This window comes from Coprococcus sp. AF16-22, from assembly GCF_003461545.1.
GTDB classification, from domain to species: domain Bacteria; phylum Bacillota; class Clostridia; order Lachnospirales; family Lachnospiraceae; genus Coprococcus; species Coprococcus aceti.
This window is the reverse complement of the sequence record NZ_QTXH01000001.1, coordinates 509,851-525,616: the sequence shown is the minus strand read 5'-3', so window position 1 is coordinate 525,616 and position 15,766 is coordinate 509,851. Positions and strand designations below refer to the sequence as shown.

Genomic DNA, 15,766 nt, shown 5'->3' with positions numbered 1-15,766 from the left:
GACGTATCCGGCAGTTTAATTATTCTATTGGAGTAGCAATTAAAAATTTATATTTTGTAGGTACGAGGGAGCAGGTATTTATTTACCTGCTTTTTTGTGTATCGGAATGGAGGAATTTATGAGAAATACAGATAAAAAGAAAGAGAATATGGTTCTGATGTCCATGCGTATTTCGGCAGAGGATAAGGAAGAGATTGAAGCGAAGGCAAGAAAGACCGGGCTTAGCACCTCGGAATATATCAGACGGTGTGCATTAGGAAGAAAGCTTCCTTGTTATGGTGATACCAGTCTGCTGAAGGAGTATTCCATGCAGCTGGGCAAGATTGGTTCCAACCTGAACCAGATAGCAAAGCACTTAAATGGTGGCGGAGATTTTTACAGCATTTATTATGAACTGAAGGAAGCCATAAGGGAGCTGTTGGATTTGAAATTTAAAATACTTCCTGCATTGGAGGATGTTGCCTGTGGAAAGAAGCGTAGGCGCAAAAGTGGAGAGGATGGTGAAGGTTAATGGCGATTTTGAAGCATATCTCAGTAAAGAACCGATTTTATTCTTCGGCGGTGGAGTATCTTACCTGCCAGTTTGATGAATATACCAACAAGCCTGTGTTGGATGAAAAAGGCAGAATACAAGAGCGTGAGAATTATCTGATTGTAGGTGTGAACTGTGATGTGGACAGCTTTGGTGCAGAATGTATCGAGGTCAATCGTCTGTATGGCAAGAATAATTCCGTAAAGGATGTAAAGGCGCATCACTATATCATCAGCTTTGAGCCAAATGATCCCATTACCATAGAGCAGGCGTTGGAATTTGGCAAGCAATGGCTTTCGGTATTCGCACCGGGGCATCAGGCAGTGGTGGCAGTTCATCCGGATGGTCACAATGGCAGTCAGAATATGCACGTTCACATGGTTATCAATTCTGTCAGAAAGTATGCCGGAAAGCAGAGCAGGTGGCATGAGAAACCCTGTGAATGGAAGCTGGGCTGTAAGCACAAAAGCACCGGGAAGATGATGTTCCATGCAAAAAAGTGGGTAATGGAGAAGTGTATCCGACTGGGTTTAGGACAGGTAGATTTGCTTGCTAAGAAGCACACGGACAACTACTGGGTGGAAAAGAATCTGATGAATCAGAATGCCAAGGACGGTGTTGGTGTCACTTCTAACAGAGAATTGATTCGGGATACCATAGACAAGCTGTTGCCTTTCGTGGATTCCTTTGAGCAAATGGTTGAATGTCTGCAATTTATGTATAACTGGAAGATTCGTGTTACGAATAAAACAGTGACATTTTCCACGTCGGGTATGAAGCAGGGTATTCGAGGAAATAAGCTGGGAGAAGGTTATGGCAAAGCTGACCTTGTAGAAAGAATTGCAAAGGTTGTGGCAGAGCGTAATGCGGAAAAAGAAGCCCGTCGCATTGCTGAGGAAGTAGCAAGGGTAAAAGCAGAGGCACTTGCCAGAGAAGAGGCTGCAAGGAAGGAGAAACAGCTACAGGAGGAGCAGAAGCAGAGAGAGCTTCTTGCGCGGAAAAGAAAACTGGCATTTGACAGAAATCGTATTTGTCAGGATTATTGTAGTGAAGAGCTTGCAAGAGAGGACTGGAATAAAGACTATGTGGATTATCTGCAATCACAGTTTATAAATGTAAATGATGCAGCCGGATTCATGGAAGGGGAGCTTACAGCACCGGTTATGACCAAAGATGAGTTTGAGCGACAGCAGGCAGTAGAACTGTATCATGAAAAAGCTGCCAGAGCAGTAGAACTTTGGGATATGGTGTTAAGCCAGCTTTCCAGTTCTACCCATAAGTGGAAGTGGGAGTATATGGATTATTTGGAAGATATCAAATACCAAGATACAGCAGATGTGACTTTGGAGATGGCAAAGGAAGATATTATGTCTTATGAGGAATTTGCGGAAGTGAAGGACGCAGAGAAAGCAATACAAGAGCAGATTTCTGAGACTGTAGAGGATTCTAAGATCGCAGCTATTCAGACTGCTTCAATAGACGAGCTACTGGCTATTGTAGTATCAGAGGAAGCAGATGTTGAAATTCCTGAGACAGAAGAAAAAGTATCAGAAGATACAGAGGTTTTTCCGGAAACGATTGATTATACTAAGCTGTCTATGGAAGAACGTGCTTCGCTTCTACCTGTGCCTACAGATGATTATACAGCAGAATATAATGCTTACTGTCAGCGTATGGGATATACGAGAGAGAAGATGAATAGTATCCGTTATAAGATGACTGTGTATGATGAATTTATGGCTGAATATCAGTATCGTAAGAAATACTATGGTGTAAGAGATGATTCGAGAAGTATCAGCGTACAGAAGAGTAGAGAAACAAGGTAGTAATTATTAAAACGTAATATTTGCTATATTGTTATGTTGTGGGCGAATTGTTGTAATTTACAGTTCGCCCTTTAATAAAAAATATAGAAAATATAAGTGGAATGAACCTCCTGAACATGGTAAAATTTAGGTTGTACAAGTAGCGTAGTTGTATGTGTTATAAAGCTATTGATTGGTAGGTAAGATATGTTTGATAATTATGAAAGAAAATTGCATAAGTGTATTGCCAAATTTATAAAAAGAGCGAATAAAGACTATCCGGATTGGAGCGAAAGTCGCGACAATGGGGAATGGGAGATTGACTTAAATGAATTTGACGATATGTGTGATGTTATATTTGATATAATTAAGACCACGTCCTGTGATGAAGCTTCGAAGCAGATGCTTGATGATATTTTATTTGGGATTGCAAGGGATAACGAATGTAGCCGTATTGTAGCAATGTTATTAGATTATCCTGAGTGGTACGAATTATTATGCAAGAAAGTGTTGTCTACTGATTACATAAATGCAAAGTGGCAATTCGCAGAGAGTCTGAAGGATTGTAATGGTAAGGATGAAATAAGGGAGCTGATATTCGATTTTTTGCAGGTTGATAATGAGTATACACAGCGTCTTGCTTTGCAATCCTTAGCTTATATTTACCCGGACAAAGCCGAGGAGTATGCAATAGATTTTTGGTGGAGAGATAAATATAAGGATGATGCTTATGCATCAGAGTACCAAAAGATTGTGGTACTTCATGTGTTGCATATTATTCATTCGGCTGAACTTGAAAAATATTTGGATTTGGCGGATAAAAGTGAATATCGCTATTTGAAAGAAAATGCAGAGGAAATACGGAAAATAATGGAATAGGTGATGATATGGAGTTAGAGAATAACAATAATAAGCTGAACGTTGAAAATACAGATACCATAGATGGCTTGGCGTATGAACAGGAAACTTCAAGTTTGATACTTCTTCTTGCAGATGGAATGGACTGGTCAGATATGAATCGACATTTATTGTTGTTGCAGGAGAAACTCAATAATTATATTTGGTACATAGATTCCAAACAATATGAAGAAAAATATCCTGATGTAAAAAGAATAGAGTTGCGTGTAAGCTTTTTGTTTCAGGAACCGGAGGTATGTCATAAGCTTTTGGAAAGAGCAAAGCAGGTGTTTGTGGATGTGTTTGAAAATGTAGAGATGATTGTGGAGCAGGGACGGCCTTAGGGGGATTGATATGGGAAATTATATTAAGTTACAGCTGGAAAATATACTTACAGAAGGTCAAACCATTGCACCGGAGTATTGCGATAAGAAATATGTCATCTATTATAATCCCAAGGAAACCAGGCAGAAAGTACGCATAAATACAGATTATTATCAAAATGATAATGTAATGATGCTGTGTAAATCTTACGACAGGGGATTGTGTGATGCCATAGAGGAATATGAAAAGCTGAATTTAAAATACATTGAAAGTCAGGCATATGGTTCGTGGATGGATGGCGCCAGATAAGATACAGAAGGGAAAGCAAAATGTCAATATATATGATTCGAAGCAAATCCAGAGGACAACAGAGAAAATTTAAAAGACTGTTAAGATGGATGGATAAAATAGATCCATTTAAAAATGCAAATGATTTGCCCTTCAAAGATACAGAGGATTCATACGAGCATTTTCACGTACCATGCGGACCATGGCTTTCGAAACCTAAAACCTCTGGTAAGATTAAGACTGCATTTTGTAAGAAATGGCTTGAAAAGACCGAGGAAATTATCGGTAACAAGCCGAAGGATTTACCATTTTGTAAGGTAGTAGCAGCTATAACCTATCCGGATGTACGGGAATCCCAGATTATTATTTTCTATGATGAGGAGTATTATAATTCCTTTTGGGACAGGAAAGGACCTTATCAGATATGGACGAGAGTGGATGATAAGCGTTCCTTTGCGAAAGAAAGAGGAATCATGACAAAGTTGCCTGAGATTGGATATATAGAAGAACTCAATGATGAAGACTATTATACGAAATCGAATATATGGTTTTATGGAGAGTGGATATAATATGCAGATTTCAAAAACTGTTGTGAGGTGTGACAGATGAAGGACAATGAATGTAGAATCATTAAAATTGAAAAGGATGCATTATTTGAATTCATATATGAGAATTTTATAGCAAATCATGAGGAACTAATGGATTTAGATGCGGTTGGATGTATGAATACATTTGCTATCGACTGGGAAGCGGGAGAATTTATCTTCTGTGCACATAAGGACGAAAATGAACACGGGGATATTGTTCCGTTTCCGAAAGATATTGATGTGAATGAATTGCTAAAGGTGATTCCGGCAACGACAAATTCTATTCTGGAGCCGGGTGAAAATTATAGGGATTATTCCTTTGATGAGTTAAGGGAATTGCAGAAAAAGCAGGTGATTATTTGAGTATTGAAGATTTCAAATATTATTGGAGATTTAGCGATGAAAAATATGCAGTGTTATCTAAACAGGAACTATCTACAATAAGTGTTATATCCAAGGATGAAGTAGAGAAGGAATGGATTCGGATTTGTGAAAAGGAAATATTTCAAGAGAGTGCATACATAAACGATATAGTTCATCATAGCGCTCCAGTATTAATTAAAGATTGCCAGTGGGGAGAGAATGAAGATAAAACCAGAGAAGCTTTTGAAACATTTTTTAGTGAATTAAATGTGGACAAGATATTGATATATTATGACTGTGAAAATGGTTTACAATTGCCAATTAATCTTTTTTGTACAAAGTGGTCGGATTTTTGTTATCCATCTGATTTGGTTTTGATTTTGTTGCCGTCGGTGATGATTGTTTATTATGAGGATATAGTATATGGACCATACAGAATATAATTTGAATACTGTAGATTTTAACTATTTCTTGGCAGAATTGAGAAAAGGCAAAATTATGAATGAAACATCCTTCTATTTTGTTGATGAAATAAGTGAACCAGAACACTATATAGGTTGCCTTCCACAGTACGATAAACCCTACTGGGCTGGATTGTGTGATATTCCTAATGGAACGGAATTTTTAACAGCAGATGAATTAGTGAATGCAACAATTTATAGAGGAAAATCATTAAAAGAAAGATGGGATGATGTACGAATCATCTGCATGGGTGGAATTCCAGTAGATGATTACATGAAGTTGAGTGATTAATGATAGAAGCTTTAAAAGTGCTATAAATAGCCTAAAACGGAGGTAAATACAATGAAGGATACAGCGCCTACAATAGAGGAAATGAGAGAGGTTATACATACATTTGAAATGTTATCATTTAAAGAATTACAGGCACAGGGTATATTTGATGACAAAAGAAAAATGATAATTACAAAGCCTATGACCTATATCCTTATGTCTCATACAGACGACACCAATAAGGAAAAGATCTGGAAGTATTGTAAGAAGATAGCTTCTTTTAGTCATGCACCAATTAAATTAAAGGACTACCAGAGAATGTTACCTTTTTCAGAGGATGTGGAATCGTAGATGTGATTATGAAAGCATTGGAAGAAAATAGGTATCCGTTCTCTGATGGGAAGAATAAAGTGGAGCCGGTGGAAGGATATTATTACGCCATAGCGACTATATCACAATCCACATACCGAAGAGAGGAAATTCTTTCACTACTTCAAGTTATTACGGATTATTTTAAGAGTAATCAGCCGGATAAACTATCGCTGCTAAAAAGGAATATGGATGTGCTTAAGAAGGGCTATCCGGACCTTGGAGAGATTGTGTTTTAAAATTTGAACTGGAGAAAATACGTGGATAAAGGAGAAAATTGTGATGAAAGGTTTTGAAGACGCGTTTACTGATTTACAGGCGGAGTTTGTATCTCTATGTATGGAGTATACAAACGGAAATGTTGATAAAATATATATCTACATTTACCAAGATACATCACAGAAAATGTTTAATGCCATTTTCGTGAAAGGAAACGATGTTATACCCGCGGGGAATTTTGCTGATGATGAAGCTTCTGACGAGTTTTTATCAATTGGAACAAAAGATATTAATAAGCTGGTTGAATTGTGTGATAGTTATCAACAAAAATGTCCCAATGAATATAAGCTGGAATTTGATGTTGCTACGCATAAATTCGATGCATCCTATCGTTATGACAACTATACCAAGAGTGGAATATCACCTGTGTCAGAGCTGATGAGCTGGTATGGAGAAATTAAAAAAATGGTTTAATAGGATTGGTGGTTTTGAGTATGGTTGCAAAGAAAGGGAAAAGAAAAATAGAATATGAAGGAAATATATTCTATTGGTTTGTGCGTGCTGATGATAATGGAAGATTAAGAATTCACATTTTGTCAGAAGATAAGAAGATAAATCTGGAATATCCACCGTTTGATTCGGAAGTACCTGTGACACCATCCTATATTAGAAGGCTATTGGATAATTATTTCATGAAAAGTATAAGGTGAGACTCATATACGAAGGGAGAATCTTATGAAAAAAGATAATGTGCCATTCCTTAAACCCGGATCGCCGTTTATTTTTGTTGAAAAACTTACAGAGGCTAATGTCCGCATGCTGGTGGAGGCATTAATGGAGGAAGATGCACAACTTATCCGTATGTATGGAGAGGATGTTTACTTGACGGATACAGAGAGAATGTTTTAATTCTATGTTTATAACATAGATGATAGTGGGTGGATTTAACATGGCGATATGGCAGTTTCAATGCAATATTATACCGGCAAGATTAAATTTTGATAGATTAAGTCATGATGAAATGATTTCGTGGAAAGGGATACCTCAACCACCGCATAATCTTAAGTTTCTTGAACAGGAGGATAGTTGGTCAAAAGACATTATCCAGTATGGAAAATCGGATGAAACGTGTATAGAGTTCATATACATTGATAACATATTAGATGAAATAAGCTGTCGATTGGATTTGCGAAGTCTTACGAAAACCAACTTAATTTCAGTGATTGAATATGTACAAGAAATCGGTGCAATGTTTCTTGTGGGAGATAAGATTTACTCACCACGAATGGAAGAGATAATTGGGGTTATGAAAAAATCAAGAGCAAATCGGTTTTGCAAAAATCCAGTGGAGTACATTTTATCTCAAAATGAAAAATTAGAAATTTAGCAACACAATGCCGGGAGGGATCGATATGTATTTGAAACTGAATAATTATGAATATAAAATCACTGCTGCTAATGTAGGTTTTGAGATGTCAGAAGATAACAAATCATTAATCATGTTTCTGGATATAGACGGAAGCTATGAGGGTGAAGATTTGGATTATGAGCTTAGAACCATTAGATTGTATCATAATAATGGTTTTCATATCGGAGTAAAAGAACCAAATAAATTAATAGGAAAAAGCTTTGAATGGAATGAGGCTTATAATAACAAGGGCGAAGAGGCAGGAACTTTGTATGTGCTAGAGCACGAGGATGTCACATCAGGAAAAATTGATATTTTAGATGTTACGCAGGATTTGATTAAGGTAAAATGGTCCGGTCAGGCGAATGTGTTTTGGAATGAGGAATGTGGAGAAAACGTTTCTTTTGAAGCAGAAGTAGAAGCAAAAGTGCCATCTGTTCCAAAGGTAAAGGTGATAAATGGCTTTAAGAAGACAAAATTAAAAATAGATAAAAATACAGAAATCGAGCTGTTGAATTTTTCGGATATGGTAATGGAAGCAGAAAGGTGCAAGGAGTCATATCTGAAAAATGATTCGAATGCATGGTCTACTTTTGATAAAGCATTAAAGCTGAAGCTTACATATATGAAAAAGGAATATTACGGAGAGGCTGTATATCAGGGCTCGGGAACGAAATGTTATACGGTATTTGATGACCAGTGCCCTTTAAATGTGCAAATTACAAAGACTTCCATGTGGATTGAGAACGAGGAATATAAGTTTTATATTTTGGTAGAGGCTAAAATTGAGTAATATGGTTGAACAAAAAATAGTAAGGATGTAAAAAAATGATTGTAGAATTTCATGGCATGAAGTGTCGCTGCAGCACATACCGAACAAATGGAGAAGATAAGAATATTTTAACGCTTTTGAATGCAAAGGATTGGGAGAAATCATTGCAATATGATTTTACGGAGCCGCAATACGGTTTGTGGTGTCATTTCTTGACGGAAGAGGAAATGATGCTGTGAAAAACAGTTCTGTCAGACCGACTTTTGAGTATAATGGACAGTATTATAGAGTGGATGAAGTTTGTTTTTCGGATAAACCATTTATTGTGATAGAGTATGGAACATATGATGAACTTATGAATAATGCTATGGAGGATGCAGAGCCTTTTCCGTATAACTTAACTGAGGAAGAGCTATTGAATGAGGTAAAATATTCGTTGGGAATAGAAGTATGTCCGGGAGAGTATTAAGAAAAATTTATTAGTCGGAATGAAGGGATAAAATTATGAATAGAATAAAAGATGATTTTAAGTCAAAGGAATACTATCAGAAAGAATTAGAAAATCTTGAAAAAAGAATTAATCGATATAAAGATAATCTTAACCAAGAGAATGCCTCAAGACTTCATATTGCAATAGGCTTAAAGCTATTATCTGTTATTTTGATTAAATATCAATTGGGGTATGAAATTGATGAGATAAAGCATGATGTTTTGGAATATATAGAAAATGATAAACAGAAGGTTCTGTACTGTGAAGGGAACCTAACATATGACGATGTGGCTAATTTACTCTCATTAGCATATTTGTTTGATGTTGATTCTGAGCAAGTGGATTTTATTAAAACAAAAATGGTTGAAGAAAAATACATAGATATTCGTCTGGATATTATCCGTAATCTATATTTTGAAGGAAAGTGTTATTCTTCCAAAGGTTTTTATTATAGGGATAAGGGGTATTTCGGAGATTTTAGTAAAGAAAATGGAGGGATTGTAGATGTTTACAATGCTCCTGATGCAGAAAGAACTGACTTGTTTTTAAGACATTTGAACACTGTAAAGGACAAGCATCACAGAAAGCTTGTAAAGTATTATGAGTCATTAGCGGAAGACAGATATACATATACCGGTGCTACTGATATTGTGCTGACAGCAGTTGCAAAAGCGCTAGCGCTTGATATGTCTGCACTATGCGATTCGAAATATATCGCCTCCGATTTATTGTAAGGAACTACAGGTTGGGTATGTTGCAGTGTTGTGATTTATGGATTGGAGTGATTAAATGTTCGGAATAGAATTTGGTAATCTTGCCTTTAATTGCGAGGTTTCAGAACAGACTTTATGTATAGTAGTTGCAGGAAAAAATGAAACATCAAGCATTGATGAATTTATTCAAAAAGCTTTGGACTATCAGATAAAGAATGATTTTTCTTGTGATGCTGAAGAATATAAAAACTGTGTTTTTGTAGATGCTACAGACGATGTTGTAAAATGGCTACATGAAATTATTGAGGGAATGAATCGAAAAGTATCCTTTGAAATAGGAGAACCCATAAAAACCTTAACAGGTACTATAACAGATTTTGACAATGCTTGGGTTATAGAAACAAAGGAAATGTTTTATTATATATTTTGGTGTACAACGGCATAAATAGATTTGATTATTGTGGAGGAGCGACTATGGATATACATGAAATCTATCAGGAAGATAATAAATTTGAGGGTGAGGAGAGCATATATTACGTTCTTGTTGGAAAAGGTGACTCGTCCAGATGGGACAAGAGTCACAAGTATTATATTATTACACGTTCTGCTGTTGCAATCTATGATATAAACGCTGCCAGTATGGTGAAGAAGATAAAGGTTATGACATGGCCTATACCTAACGAGGAACATGATGCACAGGAGAAAAACAGCGGATATTTTAACAGATTTAAAGAGGGTGTCATTTATAAGGTGGCAGGAAGATTACAGTATAGTTACTTCGGAGAACTTGCATTTCTGTACATCAGAGAGGTTTTGGAAGAAAATGCATCCGGAACAAAGCTTGATAAAAATCAGGAAAAGTATCTGGCACCAATTGTCTTAGAGGATGAGGTGCTGGGGAAATTAGTGTTAGAAAAATCGGAAGGTCTGTTTGAAGGTAAGTATGATTTTGCAGGTAATGACATCACAATTTATATTGAGGTAGAGTGGGACAGTAAGGCAACTTGGAAAAAGCCTTTGACTGTTGCCAGAGATTTTGCAGAGCATATTGCTTCAAAGGATGAGGTGTTTAGATCGTATATTGCATCTGATGAGGATCTGTATGATGCTGCATTGGAGTGCGTGGAAGAATATGAAGATGAATGCGAAATTCATTTTTCTACACCGGAAGAATTTGCAGACGCATTAAAGGGTCGAATGAAATATATATTTGTGAATCAGAATGGCTCTTATACTGTAGGATACGATGATGGTTATGTATTTGGTGGACATGAGATAGATGTGGATGTAAATTCTAAGGGTGAAATGGTGTGTGCCGAGATGAGATAAAACATAGGAGCATGAGAAATAAGATGAGTGAAAAATCTGTTTTTATAAACCATTGGTTATATTCAAAGCCTAATCCGGAACCAAATAAAGCTGGAAATGTTGTTAGACGTGATTAATTCCGAGATTCAGAAATTTAATGAATGCGGATTGGCTGAATGGAGCGGAATCTTGGATGAAGCGATTGCTAAATTTGATTTAGGAAATCCAAGAAGTTGATTTTGTTGCAAGCGGGCTGTTTAGGCCCGCCTGAAGTATTTTTGGGTATTTATTTCTTGTCGGAATCTGCAATCTCTTCCAATGTACCAATGCTTTTGATAAAGTCCTGTTCAACTGGGGAAATGGTGTTTTCCAAGCGGTTCTTGTACTTGGTGTATTCGGCATGAGCCTTATCAAGTGCCTGCTTGTGGCTGATGTGACCGCTACTGGTAAGAATATCACGGCGGGTCATTTTCAGGTAATCGTCAATGGTTTCCAGCCAGTCCTTCATATACATTGGTTCCTGATTGAGAGCGTGTACCTCGGCGATATCGAGATAGGCTGTAACTATCTTGTTTAAAGCATCCAATTCCTGCTGGGTAAGATAGTTTTTTGCAATTTCTACATCGGGGCGACGGATGGTGTCACTAGCCCATGAGGTAAGTCCCATATTATCTTTTTCAGCATCGGCACGCTGGTAAATAACTTCTGCAGCTGTGTGCTTGTGTGCTGCCCAGTGCATCTTATTCTGCACCTGCTTAAAGAATAGGATGGAGCTTTCTGCACTAGGATCGTAATCGATGCTGGTAGCATAGATTTCCAGAACTTTTCTCCAAAATACCTTTTCAGAGGAGCGGATGTCTCTGATACGGGCAAGCAATTCGTCAAAGTAATTGCCGCCGCCAAGTCTTTTTAAGCGGTCATCATCTAATGCAAATCCTTTTTTCATGTATTCTTTTAATATTCTCATAGCCCAGATACGGAACTGTGTACCACGGTGGGATTTTACACGATAGCCTACGGAGATGATTACATCGAGATTGTAGTAATCGACATTGTAGGTTTTTCCGTCGGCGGCAGTTGTTGCAAAATTTGCAACAACTGAAATGCGCTGTAATTCTCCCTCTTCAAAAATATTTTTGATGTGACGTGATATCGTTGATTTGTCACGCTGAAACAGCTCTGCCATTTGGTCAATGGAAAGCCACACAGTATCATCCTCAAAGGTAGTTTCTATTTTCGTCAAACCGTCTTCGGTTGTGTACATAATAATATTGGAATGATTCATATACGCAGTCCTCCTATGTTGGTGTATCGTTCTTTTTGGCTCTGCTTTTATACACATTGTATTGGTTTTTACACTGTGGTGAGCAGAATTCCATATTCGGTCTGGTGGCAACAAATGCTTTGCCGCAGTGCTTACATACCTTCATGGTGGAGTTTTCATCCGTCAGCATAAAGGAAAACATCATCTGTACACATAACAATAAGGAATTGAAGTCCCAGACAATGGTAGGGCGTTCCCGCAATTCTATGCGGTAGGTAGGTGCCACACCGCCGAAAGCAGCCATTCCCTGACGGTATAGGTTACGTTCATTCTTATCCAGTCTGTCGTAGTCCAGATAATAAAGAAAGCTGGAGAAGAAGGTAAATGCCCAGTCACGGAATACTTCCACAAGCCATTCATAGGGCTCGGCATATTCATTCTGAAAACTCATCATAACAGCCTGCGGCTTATTCTTCATGGTCATAATTAAAGCAATCATCTCTACGCAGTCAGTACTCCAACTTGATTCCACACTTTTCTTGCGAAAATCAATCTTGTCAAAAGGGAAAAAGTAGGACAGATACTTCTCTGTAGAGATGCTTCCTTCCTTGATAAAATGATTCTTTGGCAGATAGACTGCCTCATATGTAATAAAATCCGGTGTGGTAGGCAGGGCAGTCATTAGTCCCAGCATACCGTATTCGGATACAAAGCTCATAATGGCTTCTTTTAATTCAACTTCACTTGCCTTGTTCATGGCAGTAGTACCGATGTTAATTGCGGTCAGCACCAGCTTCTCATAATCCTTGATAGGATTGTAGATGGATGGCTTGGCATCCGCAGAAGGTGTAATATAACACTTTCCGTTTGCGGCTGTTCGCCATTCGTATTTATCATATTTCACCCAGTTGGAACTGGATTTCTGAAAGATATTCTTCATAGTAATTCCTTTCTGTGCAAAAACTATTACTATCATAGCACGTCTGTATGCATATTTAAACTTTTTTTTTACGATCCGATCGATTATTTTTCTTGCGTTTCTTGGTTTCTTCCTTTGCCTGGTTTTCCTGTTCTCTGGCAATTCTTCTTACCACTACACCGATTTCCTTTAGTAGAGCCAGCTTTTCTTTATCCAGTTTTTCCATAGTAGCCGGGATCTCTTCTTCATGTCTTAATAGGAAGTCCAGTTCTTCCATGGTAAGATTACCATTGGTAGAAGGAAAATCCTCTCCCTGCCTGTCCACCAGTATCATAAGAACCTTTTTCTCAATCTGACCAAGAATAGTAGAGCGGACACCACGGATATTTCTGTCGCTCTGATTACGTAAAGCAGCAAGCTGACTGGTAGTGAAATCTCTAAGATATAGGAAGTATATCAACTCCTTATGGTCGTCCTTTAAGTCATAAATAATCTTGGAATAGTCCTCATCGGAAAGGGAGTTGTGCATCTCAAAAGGACAGTTAGAGATAATGTCTATATAGTCCCCTTTCATAAGCTGTCGCCAGTAAGCATGATTGATGGGAGCCGGGATAACAATGGCAAGTGGTGCCACATCCTTCTTGCTGTCTAGGTTTTCTCTGCCGATTTCGTGATATCGCTCCTTGCGTTCTCTGTTGGAATCTAATAGGTCCCATTCCCTTATCACTTCCTCAAAATCCGAAACAGTGCGGGCACCGTCCTCCAGTCGCTTTAAAGCAATGGCACGAAGCTCCTTTTTTAACATGGTCTTATTGGGGTGCTCATCCTTCGGCTGGAAATTATCATCTTTTATGGGATGTAATTCCTGTTCCAAATCCATTTCATTAAAATGCTCTAATTCAATTTGTAATTCCTGCTGGGATGCCTCAAAGGTAATATCCTCATCTATGGAAAAGGCTCCGTCTTCGCTGTCGAAGTTATGAGAATATTCCCAGAAGTCCATCAATTCCTGATGTTTTCTAATGTTCATTTATCCGTAAAACCTGCCTTGTATATACATATTTAAAATTTTTTGCAACTTTTTTTAAAAACACTTCCGCAAAACCCCTTCTAAATCTCCTATAAGTGAGAGAGTAATAGTTTTTGATAAGAAACGATTACTTTTGAAAAGAAATGGTATGCGCATAACCATTATAACATGACACAAACAAATGTTCTGTATTTTTGGAGAAAAAACAGAAATTTATTTGTGTTTGGCTTAGAAATAGGATTTTGAGGAGGTAGAAGAATGAAGGATAAGGCTTTATTGACTGTAAAAGAGTTTTGCTCTTATTTGGGGATTGGTCAGACAAAGGCACGTGAGTTGTTGGCTGAAAATGCTGATGTATTCGCGGTTCGCATCGGAAACAGACTGTATGCTCACAAGGGCAAGCTGGATGAATGGCTTTTGAATCAGATTGGATGCTAGGAAATTTGATTCATAAAAAGACAATGAATTTATTAAATAACCATGAAACTAATTGAAAATTAAGTGTGTATATGCTACAATTGGGTGGACTGATGGTTCCTTTCAACGTATATACACGCTGGAAGGAGGCAGATATGGGTAAATCCATAAAAGGTAAAGAACTTGGTAAAGGCATTACACAGAGAAAGAGTGATGGACTTTATCAGGGACGATTTGTGAATCGTTTCGGCAAGACGCAGACCATATACGCAAGCAATCTGAATGAACTTCGTAAAAGGATGCGTGAGGAACAGTATGAGGATGAGAAGGCACTGAATGTTGTCACCAAGGATGTAACCCTTGATGAGTGGTATGAGATTTGGATGAATACCTGTAAGAAGAATTGCAGGAATTCCACTAGGGAATCCTATGCCACACATTATAAGCGGATACAGAAGGAGCTTGGGTGGCGTAAGCTGACATCATTGAACCTGATTATCATGCAGAATGCACTCAATGAGCTTGTTTCTGATAATGCCAGAAAGAACACGAAAAAGATTCTGGTGGATATGCTGGAAAAAGCAATCGACTCTGATTTACTTACAAAAAATGTTGCAAAGCAATTAAACACGGTGATTTCCAAGGAAGATAAGAAGGAAAGACGTGTACTGACAGTAAGTGAAGCAGAGTTGTTTTTAGGTGAGGCACAGAGTAGTTTCTACTATAATCTGTTTGTGCTTGCCATAGAAACCGGAATGCGTATTGGAGAGCTTTGTGGTGTTCAGTGGAAGGACATTGATTTTGACAAGAAGGTACTGTATGTGCGTCACACATTGTGCTATTTTCAAAAAGATGGTAAGTACATTTTTGAGATGCATGATGCAAAGACCAAGAATGGAAGACGAACGATTCCATTAACCACGAGGGCGTTGGAGGCATTGAAACGACAGCGCATTCAAAAACAGAAGATTCTCTTTAAGGGAATCGAAACAGAGGAACAGTACAGGGACTTGGTGTTTGTTACGAAAAACAACAGACCTACACAACAGTTCATAGTGCAGGAGGCAATCGGTGCCATTGTAAACCGGATTCGAAAAGAGCATCCTGACTATGAGATGTTTTCACCACATTGCTTAAGACATACTTTTGCAACCAGAGCAATTGAGAACGGAATGCAGCCAAAGACATTACAGAAGATTCTCGGACATGGCTCCTTGCAGATGACAATGGATTTGTATTGTCATGTGACAGAGGATACACTGTTTACAGAGATGATGAAGATGGAAAAGGCTGTGTAAGCTCAAAAGTGTGTAGTAAGGCTATTTTGAG

Annotated in this window: 25 protein-coding genes; 22 read left to right on the top strand and 3 right to left on the bottom strand. The window is 37.8% G+C overall.

The features are described 5' to 3' along the window. Window positions 1-118 precede the first annotated feature (118 nt). The 20 genes from DWW60_RS02355 to DWW60_RS02260 all read left to right on the top strand — a co-directional run bounded on the left by DWW60_RS02355 (window position 119) and on the right by DWW60_RS02260 (window position 10,828). The gene (locus tag DWW60_RS02355; protein WP_015534770.1) at window positions 119-511 is read left to right on the top strand and encodes a plasmid mobilization protein; all 393 of its coding nucleotides are present in this window, start codon (window positions 119-121) and stop codon (window positions 509-511) included. Beyond that, window positions 511-2,358, top strand: coding sequence for a relaxase/mobilization nuclease domain-containing protein (locus DWW60_RS02350; protein WP_015534769.1), 1,848 nt, complete (start codon window positions 511-513; stop codon window positions 2,356-2,358). The genes DWW60_RS02355 and DWW60_RS02350 overlap by 1 nt, the downstream gene beginning before the upstream one ends. 186 nt (window positions 2,359-2,544) lie before the next feature. Continuing rightward, a complete protein-coding gene (locus tag DWW60_RS02345) occupies window positions 2,545-3,216 on the top strand; it encodes a hypothetical protein (RefSeq protein ID WP_055144775.1) in 672 nt (223 codons plus the stop codon). A gap of 8 nt (window positions 3,217-3,224) precedes the next feature. After that, complete coding sequence (locus DWW60_RS02340; RefSeq protein ID WP_117874275.1) at window positions 3,225-3,578, top strand: DUF6572 domain-containing protein; 354 nt, start codon at window positions 3,225-3,227, stop codon at window positions 3,576-3,578. A 10-nt stretch (window positions 3,579-3,588) separates the two neighbouring features. After that, a complete protein-coding gene (locus DWW60_RS02335) occupies window positions 3,589-3,867 on the top strand; it encodes a hypothetical protein (RefSeq protein ID WP_055144769.1) in 279 nt (92 codons plus the stop codon). A 20-nt stretch (window positions 3,868-3,887) separates the two neighbouring features. Further along, window positions 3,888-4,415: a DUF3916 domain-containing protein gene (locus DWW60_RS02330; protein WP_117874274.1), complete on the top strand. Its 528-nt coding sequence runs from the start codon at window positions 3,888-3,890 to the stop codon at window positions 4,413-4,415. 36 nt (window positions 4,416-4,451) lie between these two features. Next, on the top strand, window positions 4,452-4,796 hold the full coding sequence (locus DWW60_RS02325; protein ID WP_055144763.1) for a hypothetical protein: 345 nt from the start codon (window positions 4,452-4,454) through the stop codon (window positions 4,794-4,796). Further along, window positions 4,793-5,239 carry a hypothetical protein gene (locus DWW60_RS02320; protein ID WP_055144761.1) on the top strand — a complete coding sequence of 149 codons (447 nt, stop codon included), beginning with the start codon at window positions 4,793-4,795 and terminating at the stop codon, window positions 5,237-5,239. The genes DWW60_RS02325 and DWW60_RS02320 overlap by 4 nt, the downstream gene beginning before the upstream one ends. Further along, the gene (locus DWW60_RS02315) at window positions 5,220-5,549 is read left to right on the top strand and encodes a hypothetical protein (RefSeq protein ID WP_238050222.1); all 330 of its coding nucleotides are present in this window, start codon (window positions 5,220-5,222) and stop codon (window positions 5,547-5,549) included. Before DWW60_RS02320 ends, DWW60_RS02315 begins: the two co-directional genes overlap by 20 nt. Before the next feature lie 51 nt (window positions 5,550-5,600). Further along, window positions 5,601-5,879, top strand: coding sequence for a hypothetical protein (locus tag DWW60_RS02310; RefSeq protein WP_055144758.1), 279 nt, complete (start codon window positions 5,601-5,603; stop codon window positions 5,877-5,879). Window positions 5,880-5,887: 8 nt separating this feature from the next. Continuing rightward, a complete protein-coding gene (locus tag DWW60_RS02305; RefSeq protein ID WP_133300871.1) occupies window positions 5,888-6,136 on the top strand; it encodes a hypothetical protein in 249 nt (82 codons plus the stop codon). Between the two features lie 43 nt (window positions 6,137-6,179). Beyond that, window positions 6,180-6,590, top strand: a complete 411-nt coding sequence (locus DWW60_RS02300) for a hypothetical protein (protein WP_055144752.1) — start codon at window positions 6,180-6,182, stop codon at window positions 6,588-6,590. Window positions 6,591-6,610: 20 nt separating this feature from the next. Next, complete coding sequence (locus DWW60_RS02295) at window positions 6,611-6,826, top strand: hypothetical protein (protein ID WP_055144749.1); 216 nt, start codon at window positions 6,611-6,613, stop codon at window positions 6,824-6,826. A 25-nt stretch (window positions 6,827-6,851) separates the two neighbouring features. After that, a complete protein-coding gene (locus DWW60_RS13375) occupies window positions 6,852-7,025 on the top strand; it encodes a hypothetical protein (RefSeq protein WP_158565868.1) in 174 nt (57 codons plus the stop codon). Window positions 7,026-7,065: 40 nt separating this feature from the next. After that, entirely contained in the window at window positions 7,066-7,503 is a 438-nt protein-coding gene (locus tag DWW60_RS02290; protein ID WP_055144743.1) for a hypothetical protein, read from the top strand. 25 nt (window positions 7,504-7,528) lie between these two features. Next, on the top strand, window positions 7,529-8,317 hold the full coding sequence (locus DWW60_RS02285; protein WP_055144741.1) for a hypothetical protein: 789 nt from the start codon (window positions 7,529-7,531) through the stop codon (window positions 8,315-8,317). Between the two features lie 214 nt (window positions 8,318-8,531). Continuing rightward, the gene (locus tag DWW60_RS02275) at window positions 8,532-8,765 is read left to right on the top strand and encodes a hypothetical protein (protein ID WP_055144735.1); all 234 of its coding nucleotides are present in this window, start codon (window positions 8,532-8,534) and stop codon (window positions 8,763-8,765) included. Between the two features lie 35 nt (window positions 8,766-8,800). Then, complete coding sequence (locus tag DWW60_RS02270; protein ID WP_055144732.1) at window positions 8,801-9,520, top strand: PoNe immunity protein domain-containing protein; 720 nt, start codon at window positions 8,801-8,803, stop codon at window positions 9,518-9,520. A gap of 55 nt (window positions 9,521-9,575) precedes the next feature. Further along, complete coding sequence (locus tag DWW60_RS02265; RefSeq protein WP_055144730.1) at window positions 9,576-9,944, top strand: hypothetical protein; 369 nt, start codon at window positions 9,576-9,578, stop codon at window positions 9,942-9,944. A gap of 29 nt (window positions 9,945-9,973) precedes the next feature. Then, window positions 9,974-10,828 (top strand): DUF2262 domain-containing protein, encoded by an 855-nt coding sequence (locus DWW60_RS02260; RefSeq protein ID WP_015534800.1) that lies wholly within the window; start codon window positions 9,974-9,976, stop codon window positions 10,826-10,828. A 265-nt stretch (window positions 10,829-11,093) separates the two neighbouring features. Here DWW60_RS02260 and DWW60_RS02255 read toward each other — a convergent pair whose 3' ends face one another. The 3 genes from DWW60_RS02255 to DWW60_RS02245 are packed head-to-tail and all read right to left on the bottom strand — an operon-like array spanning window position 11,094 to window position 14,020. Next, a complete protein-coding gene (locus DWW60_RS02255; RefSeq protein ID WP_055144727.1) occupies window positions 11,094-12,092 on the bottom strand; it encodes a virulence RhuM family protein in 999 nt (332 codons plus the stop codon). A 13-nt stretch (window positions 12,093-12,105) separates the two neighbouring features. Beyond that, the gene (locus tag DWW60_RS02250) at window positions 12,106-13,011 is read right to left on the bottom strand and encodes a hypothetical protein (RefSeq protein WP_055144724.1); all 906 of its coding nucleotides are present in this window, start codon (window positions 13,009-13,011) and stop codon (window positions 12,106-12,108) included. Window positions 13,012-13,066: 55 nt separating this feature from the next. After that, window positions 13,067-14,020: a hypothetical protein gene (locus DWW60_RS02245; protein WP_117549080.1), complete on the bottom strand. Its 954-nt coding sequence runs from the start codon at window positions 14,018-14,020 to the stop codon at window positions 13,067-13,069. A 258-nt stretch (window positions 14,021-14,278) separates the two neighbouring features. Between DWW60_RS02245 and DWW60_RS02240 the strand changes: the two genes are divergently transcribed. Both DWW60_RS02240 and DWW60_RS02235 read left to right on the top strand, forming a co-directional pair. Beyond that, on the top strand, window positions 14,279-14,458 hold the full coding sequence (locus tag DWW60_RS02240; protein ID WP_015534801.1) for a helix-turn-helix domain-containing protein: 180 nt from the start codon (window positions 14,279-14,281) through the stop codon (window positions 14,456-14,458). Between the two features lie 134 nt (window positions 14,459-14,592). Then, window positions 14,593-15,735, top strand: coding sequence for a tyrosine-type recombinase/integrase (locus DWW60_RS02235; protein WP_117549079.1), 1,143 nt, complete (start codon window positions 14,593-14,595; stop codon window positions 15,733-15,735). Window positions 15,736-15,766: the final 31 nt, after the last annotated feature.

Bases quoted from the DNA above. Each gene is read 5' to 3' on its own strand.
- DWW60_RS02290 (WP_055144743.1), top strand. From the start codon at position 7,066: ATGGCGATATGGCAGTTTCAATGCAATATTATACCGGCAAGATTAAAT.
- DWW60_RS02310 (WP_055144758.1), top strand. From the start codon at position 5,601: ATGAAGGATACAGCGCCTACAATAGAGGAAATGAGAGAGGTTATACAT.
- DWW60_RS02315 (WP_238050222.1), top strand. From the start codon at position 5,220: ATGGACCATACAGAATATAATTTGAATACTGTAGATTTTAACTATTTC.
- DWW60_RS02260 (WP_015534800.1), top strand. From the start codon at position 9,974: ATGGATATACATGAAATCTATCAGGAAGATAATAAATTTGAGGGTGAG.
- DWW60_RS02235 (WP_117549079.1), top strand. From the start codon at position 14,593: ATGGGTAAATCCATAAAAGGTAAAGAACTTGGTAAAGGCATTACACAG.
- DWW60_RS02330 (WP_117874274.1), top strand. From the start codon at position 3,888: ATGTCAATATATATGATTCGAAGCAAATCCAGAGGACAACAGAGAAAA.
- DWW60_RS02325 (WP_055144763.1), top strand. From the start codon at position 4,452: ATGAAGGACAATGAATGTAGAATCATTAAAATTGAAAAGGATGCATTA.
- DWW60_RS02305 (WP_133300871.1), top strand. From the start codon at position 5,888: ATGAAAGCATTGGAAGAAAATAGGTATCCGTTCTCTGATGGGAAGAAT.
- DWW60_RS02285 (WP_055144741.1), top strand. From the start codon at position 7,529: ATGTATTTGAAACTGAATAATTATGAATATAAAATCACTGCTGCTAAT.
- DWW60_RS13375 (WP_158565868.1), top strand. From the start codon at position 6,852: ATGAAAAAAGATAATGTGCCATTCCTTAAACCCGGATCGCCGTTTATT.
- DWW60_RS02355 (WP_015534770.1), top strand. From the start codon at position 119: ATGAGAAATACAGATAAAAAGAAAGAGAATATGGTTCTGATGTCCATG.
- DWW60_RS02250 (WP_055144724.1), bottom strand. From the start codon at position 13,011: ATGAAGAATATCTTTCAGAAATCCAGTTCCAACTGGGTGAAATATGAT.
- DWW60_RS02350 (WP_015534769.1), top strand. From the start codon at position 511: ATGGCGATTTTGAAGCATATCTCAGTAAAGAACCGATTTTATTCTTCG.
- DWW60_RS02295 (WP_055144749.1), top strand. From the start codon at position 6,611: ATGGTTGCAAAGAAAGGGAAAAGAAAAATAGAATATGAAGGAAATATA.
- DWW60_RS02270 (WP_055144732.1), top strand. From the start codon at position 8,801: ATGAATAGAATAAAAGATGATTTTAAGTCAAAGGAATACTATCAGAAA.
- DWW60_RS02255 (WP_055144727.1), bottom strand. From the start codon at position 12,092: ATGAATCATTCCAATATTATTATGTACACAACCGAAGACGGTTTGACG.
- DWW60_RS02240 (WP_015534801.1), top strand. From the start codon at position 14,279: ATGAAGGATAAGGCTTTATTGACTGTAAAAGAGTTTTGCTCTTATTTG.
- DWW60_RS02340 (WP_117874275.1), top strand. From the start codon at position 3,225: ATGGAGTTAGAGAATAACAATAATAAGCTGAACGTTGAAAATACAGAT.
- DWW60_RS02245 (WP_117549080.1), bottom strand. From the start codon at position 14,020: ATGAACATTAGAAAACATCAGGAATTGATGGACTTCTGGGAATATTCT.
- DWW60_RS02335 (WP_055144769.1), top strand. From the start codon at position 3,589: ATGGGAAATTATATTAAGTTACAGCTGGAAAATATACTTACAGAAGGT.
- DWW60_RS02265 (WP_055144730.1), top strand. From the start codon at position 9,576: ATGTTCGGAATAGAATTTGGTAATCTTGCCTTTAATTGCGAGGTTTCA.
- DWW60_RS02345 (WP_055144775.1), top strand. From the start codon at position 2,545: ATGTTTGATAATTATGAAAGAAAATTGCATAAGTGTATTGCCAAATTT.
- DWW60_RS02300 (WP_055144752.1), top strand. From the start codon at position 6,180: ATGAAAGGTTTTGAAGACGCGTTTACTGATTTACAGGCGGAGTTTGTA.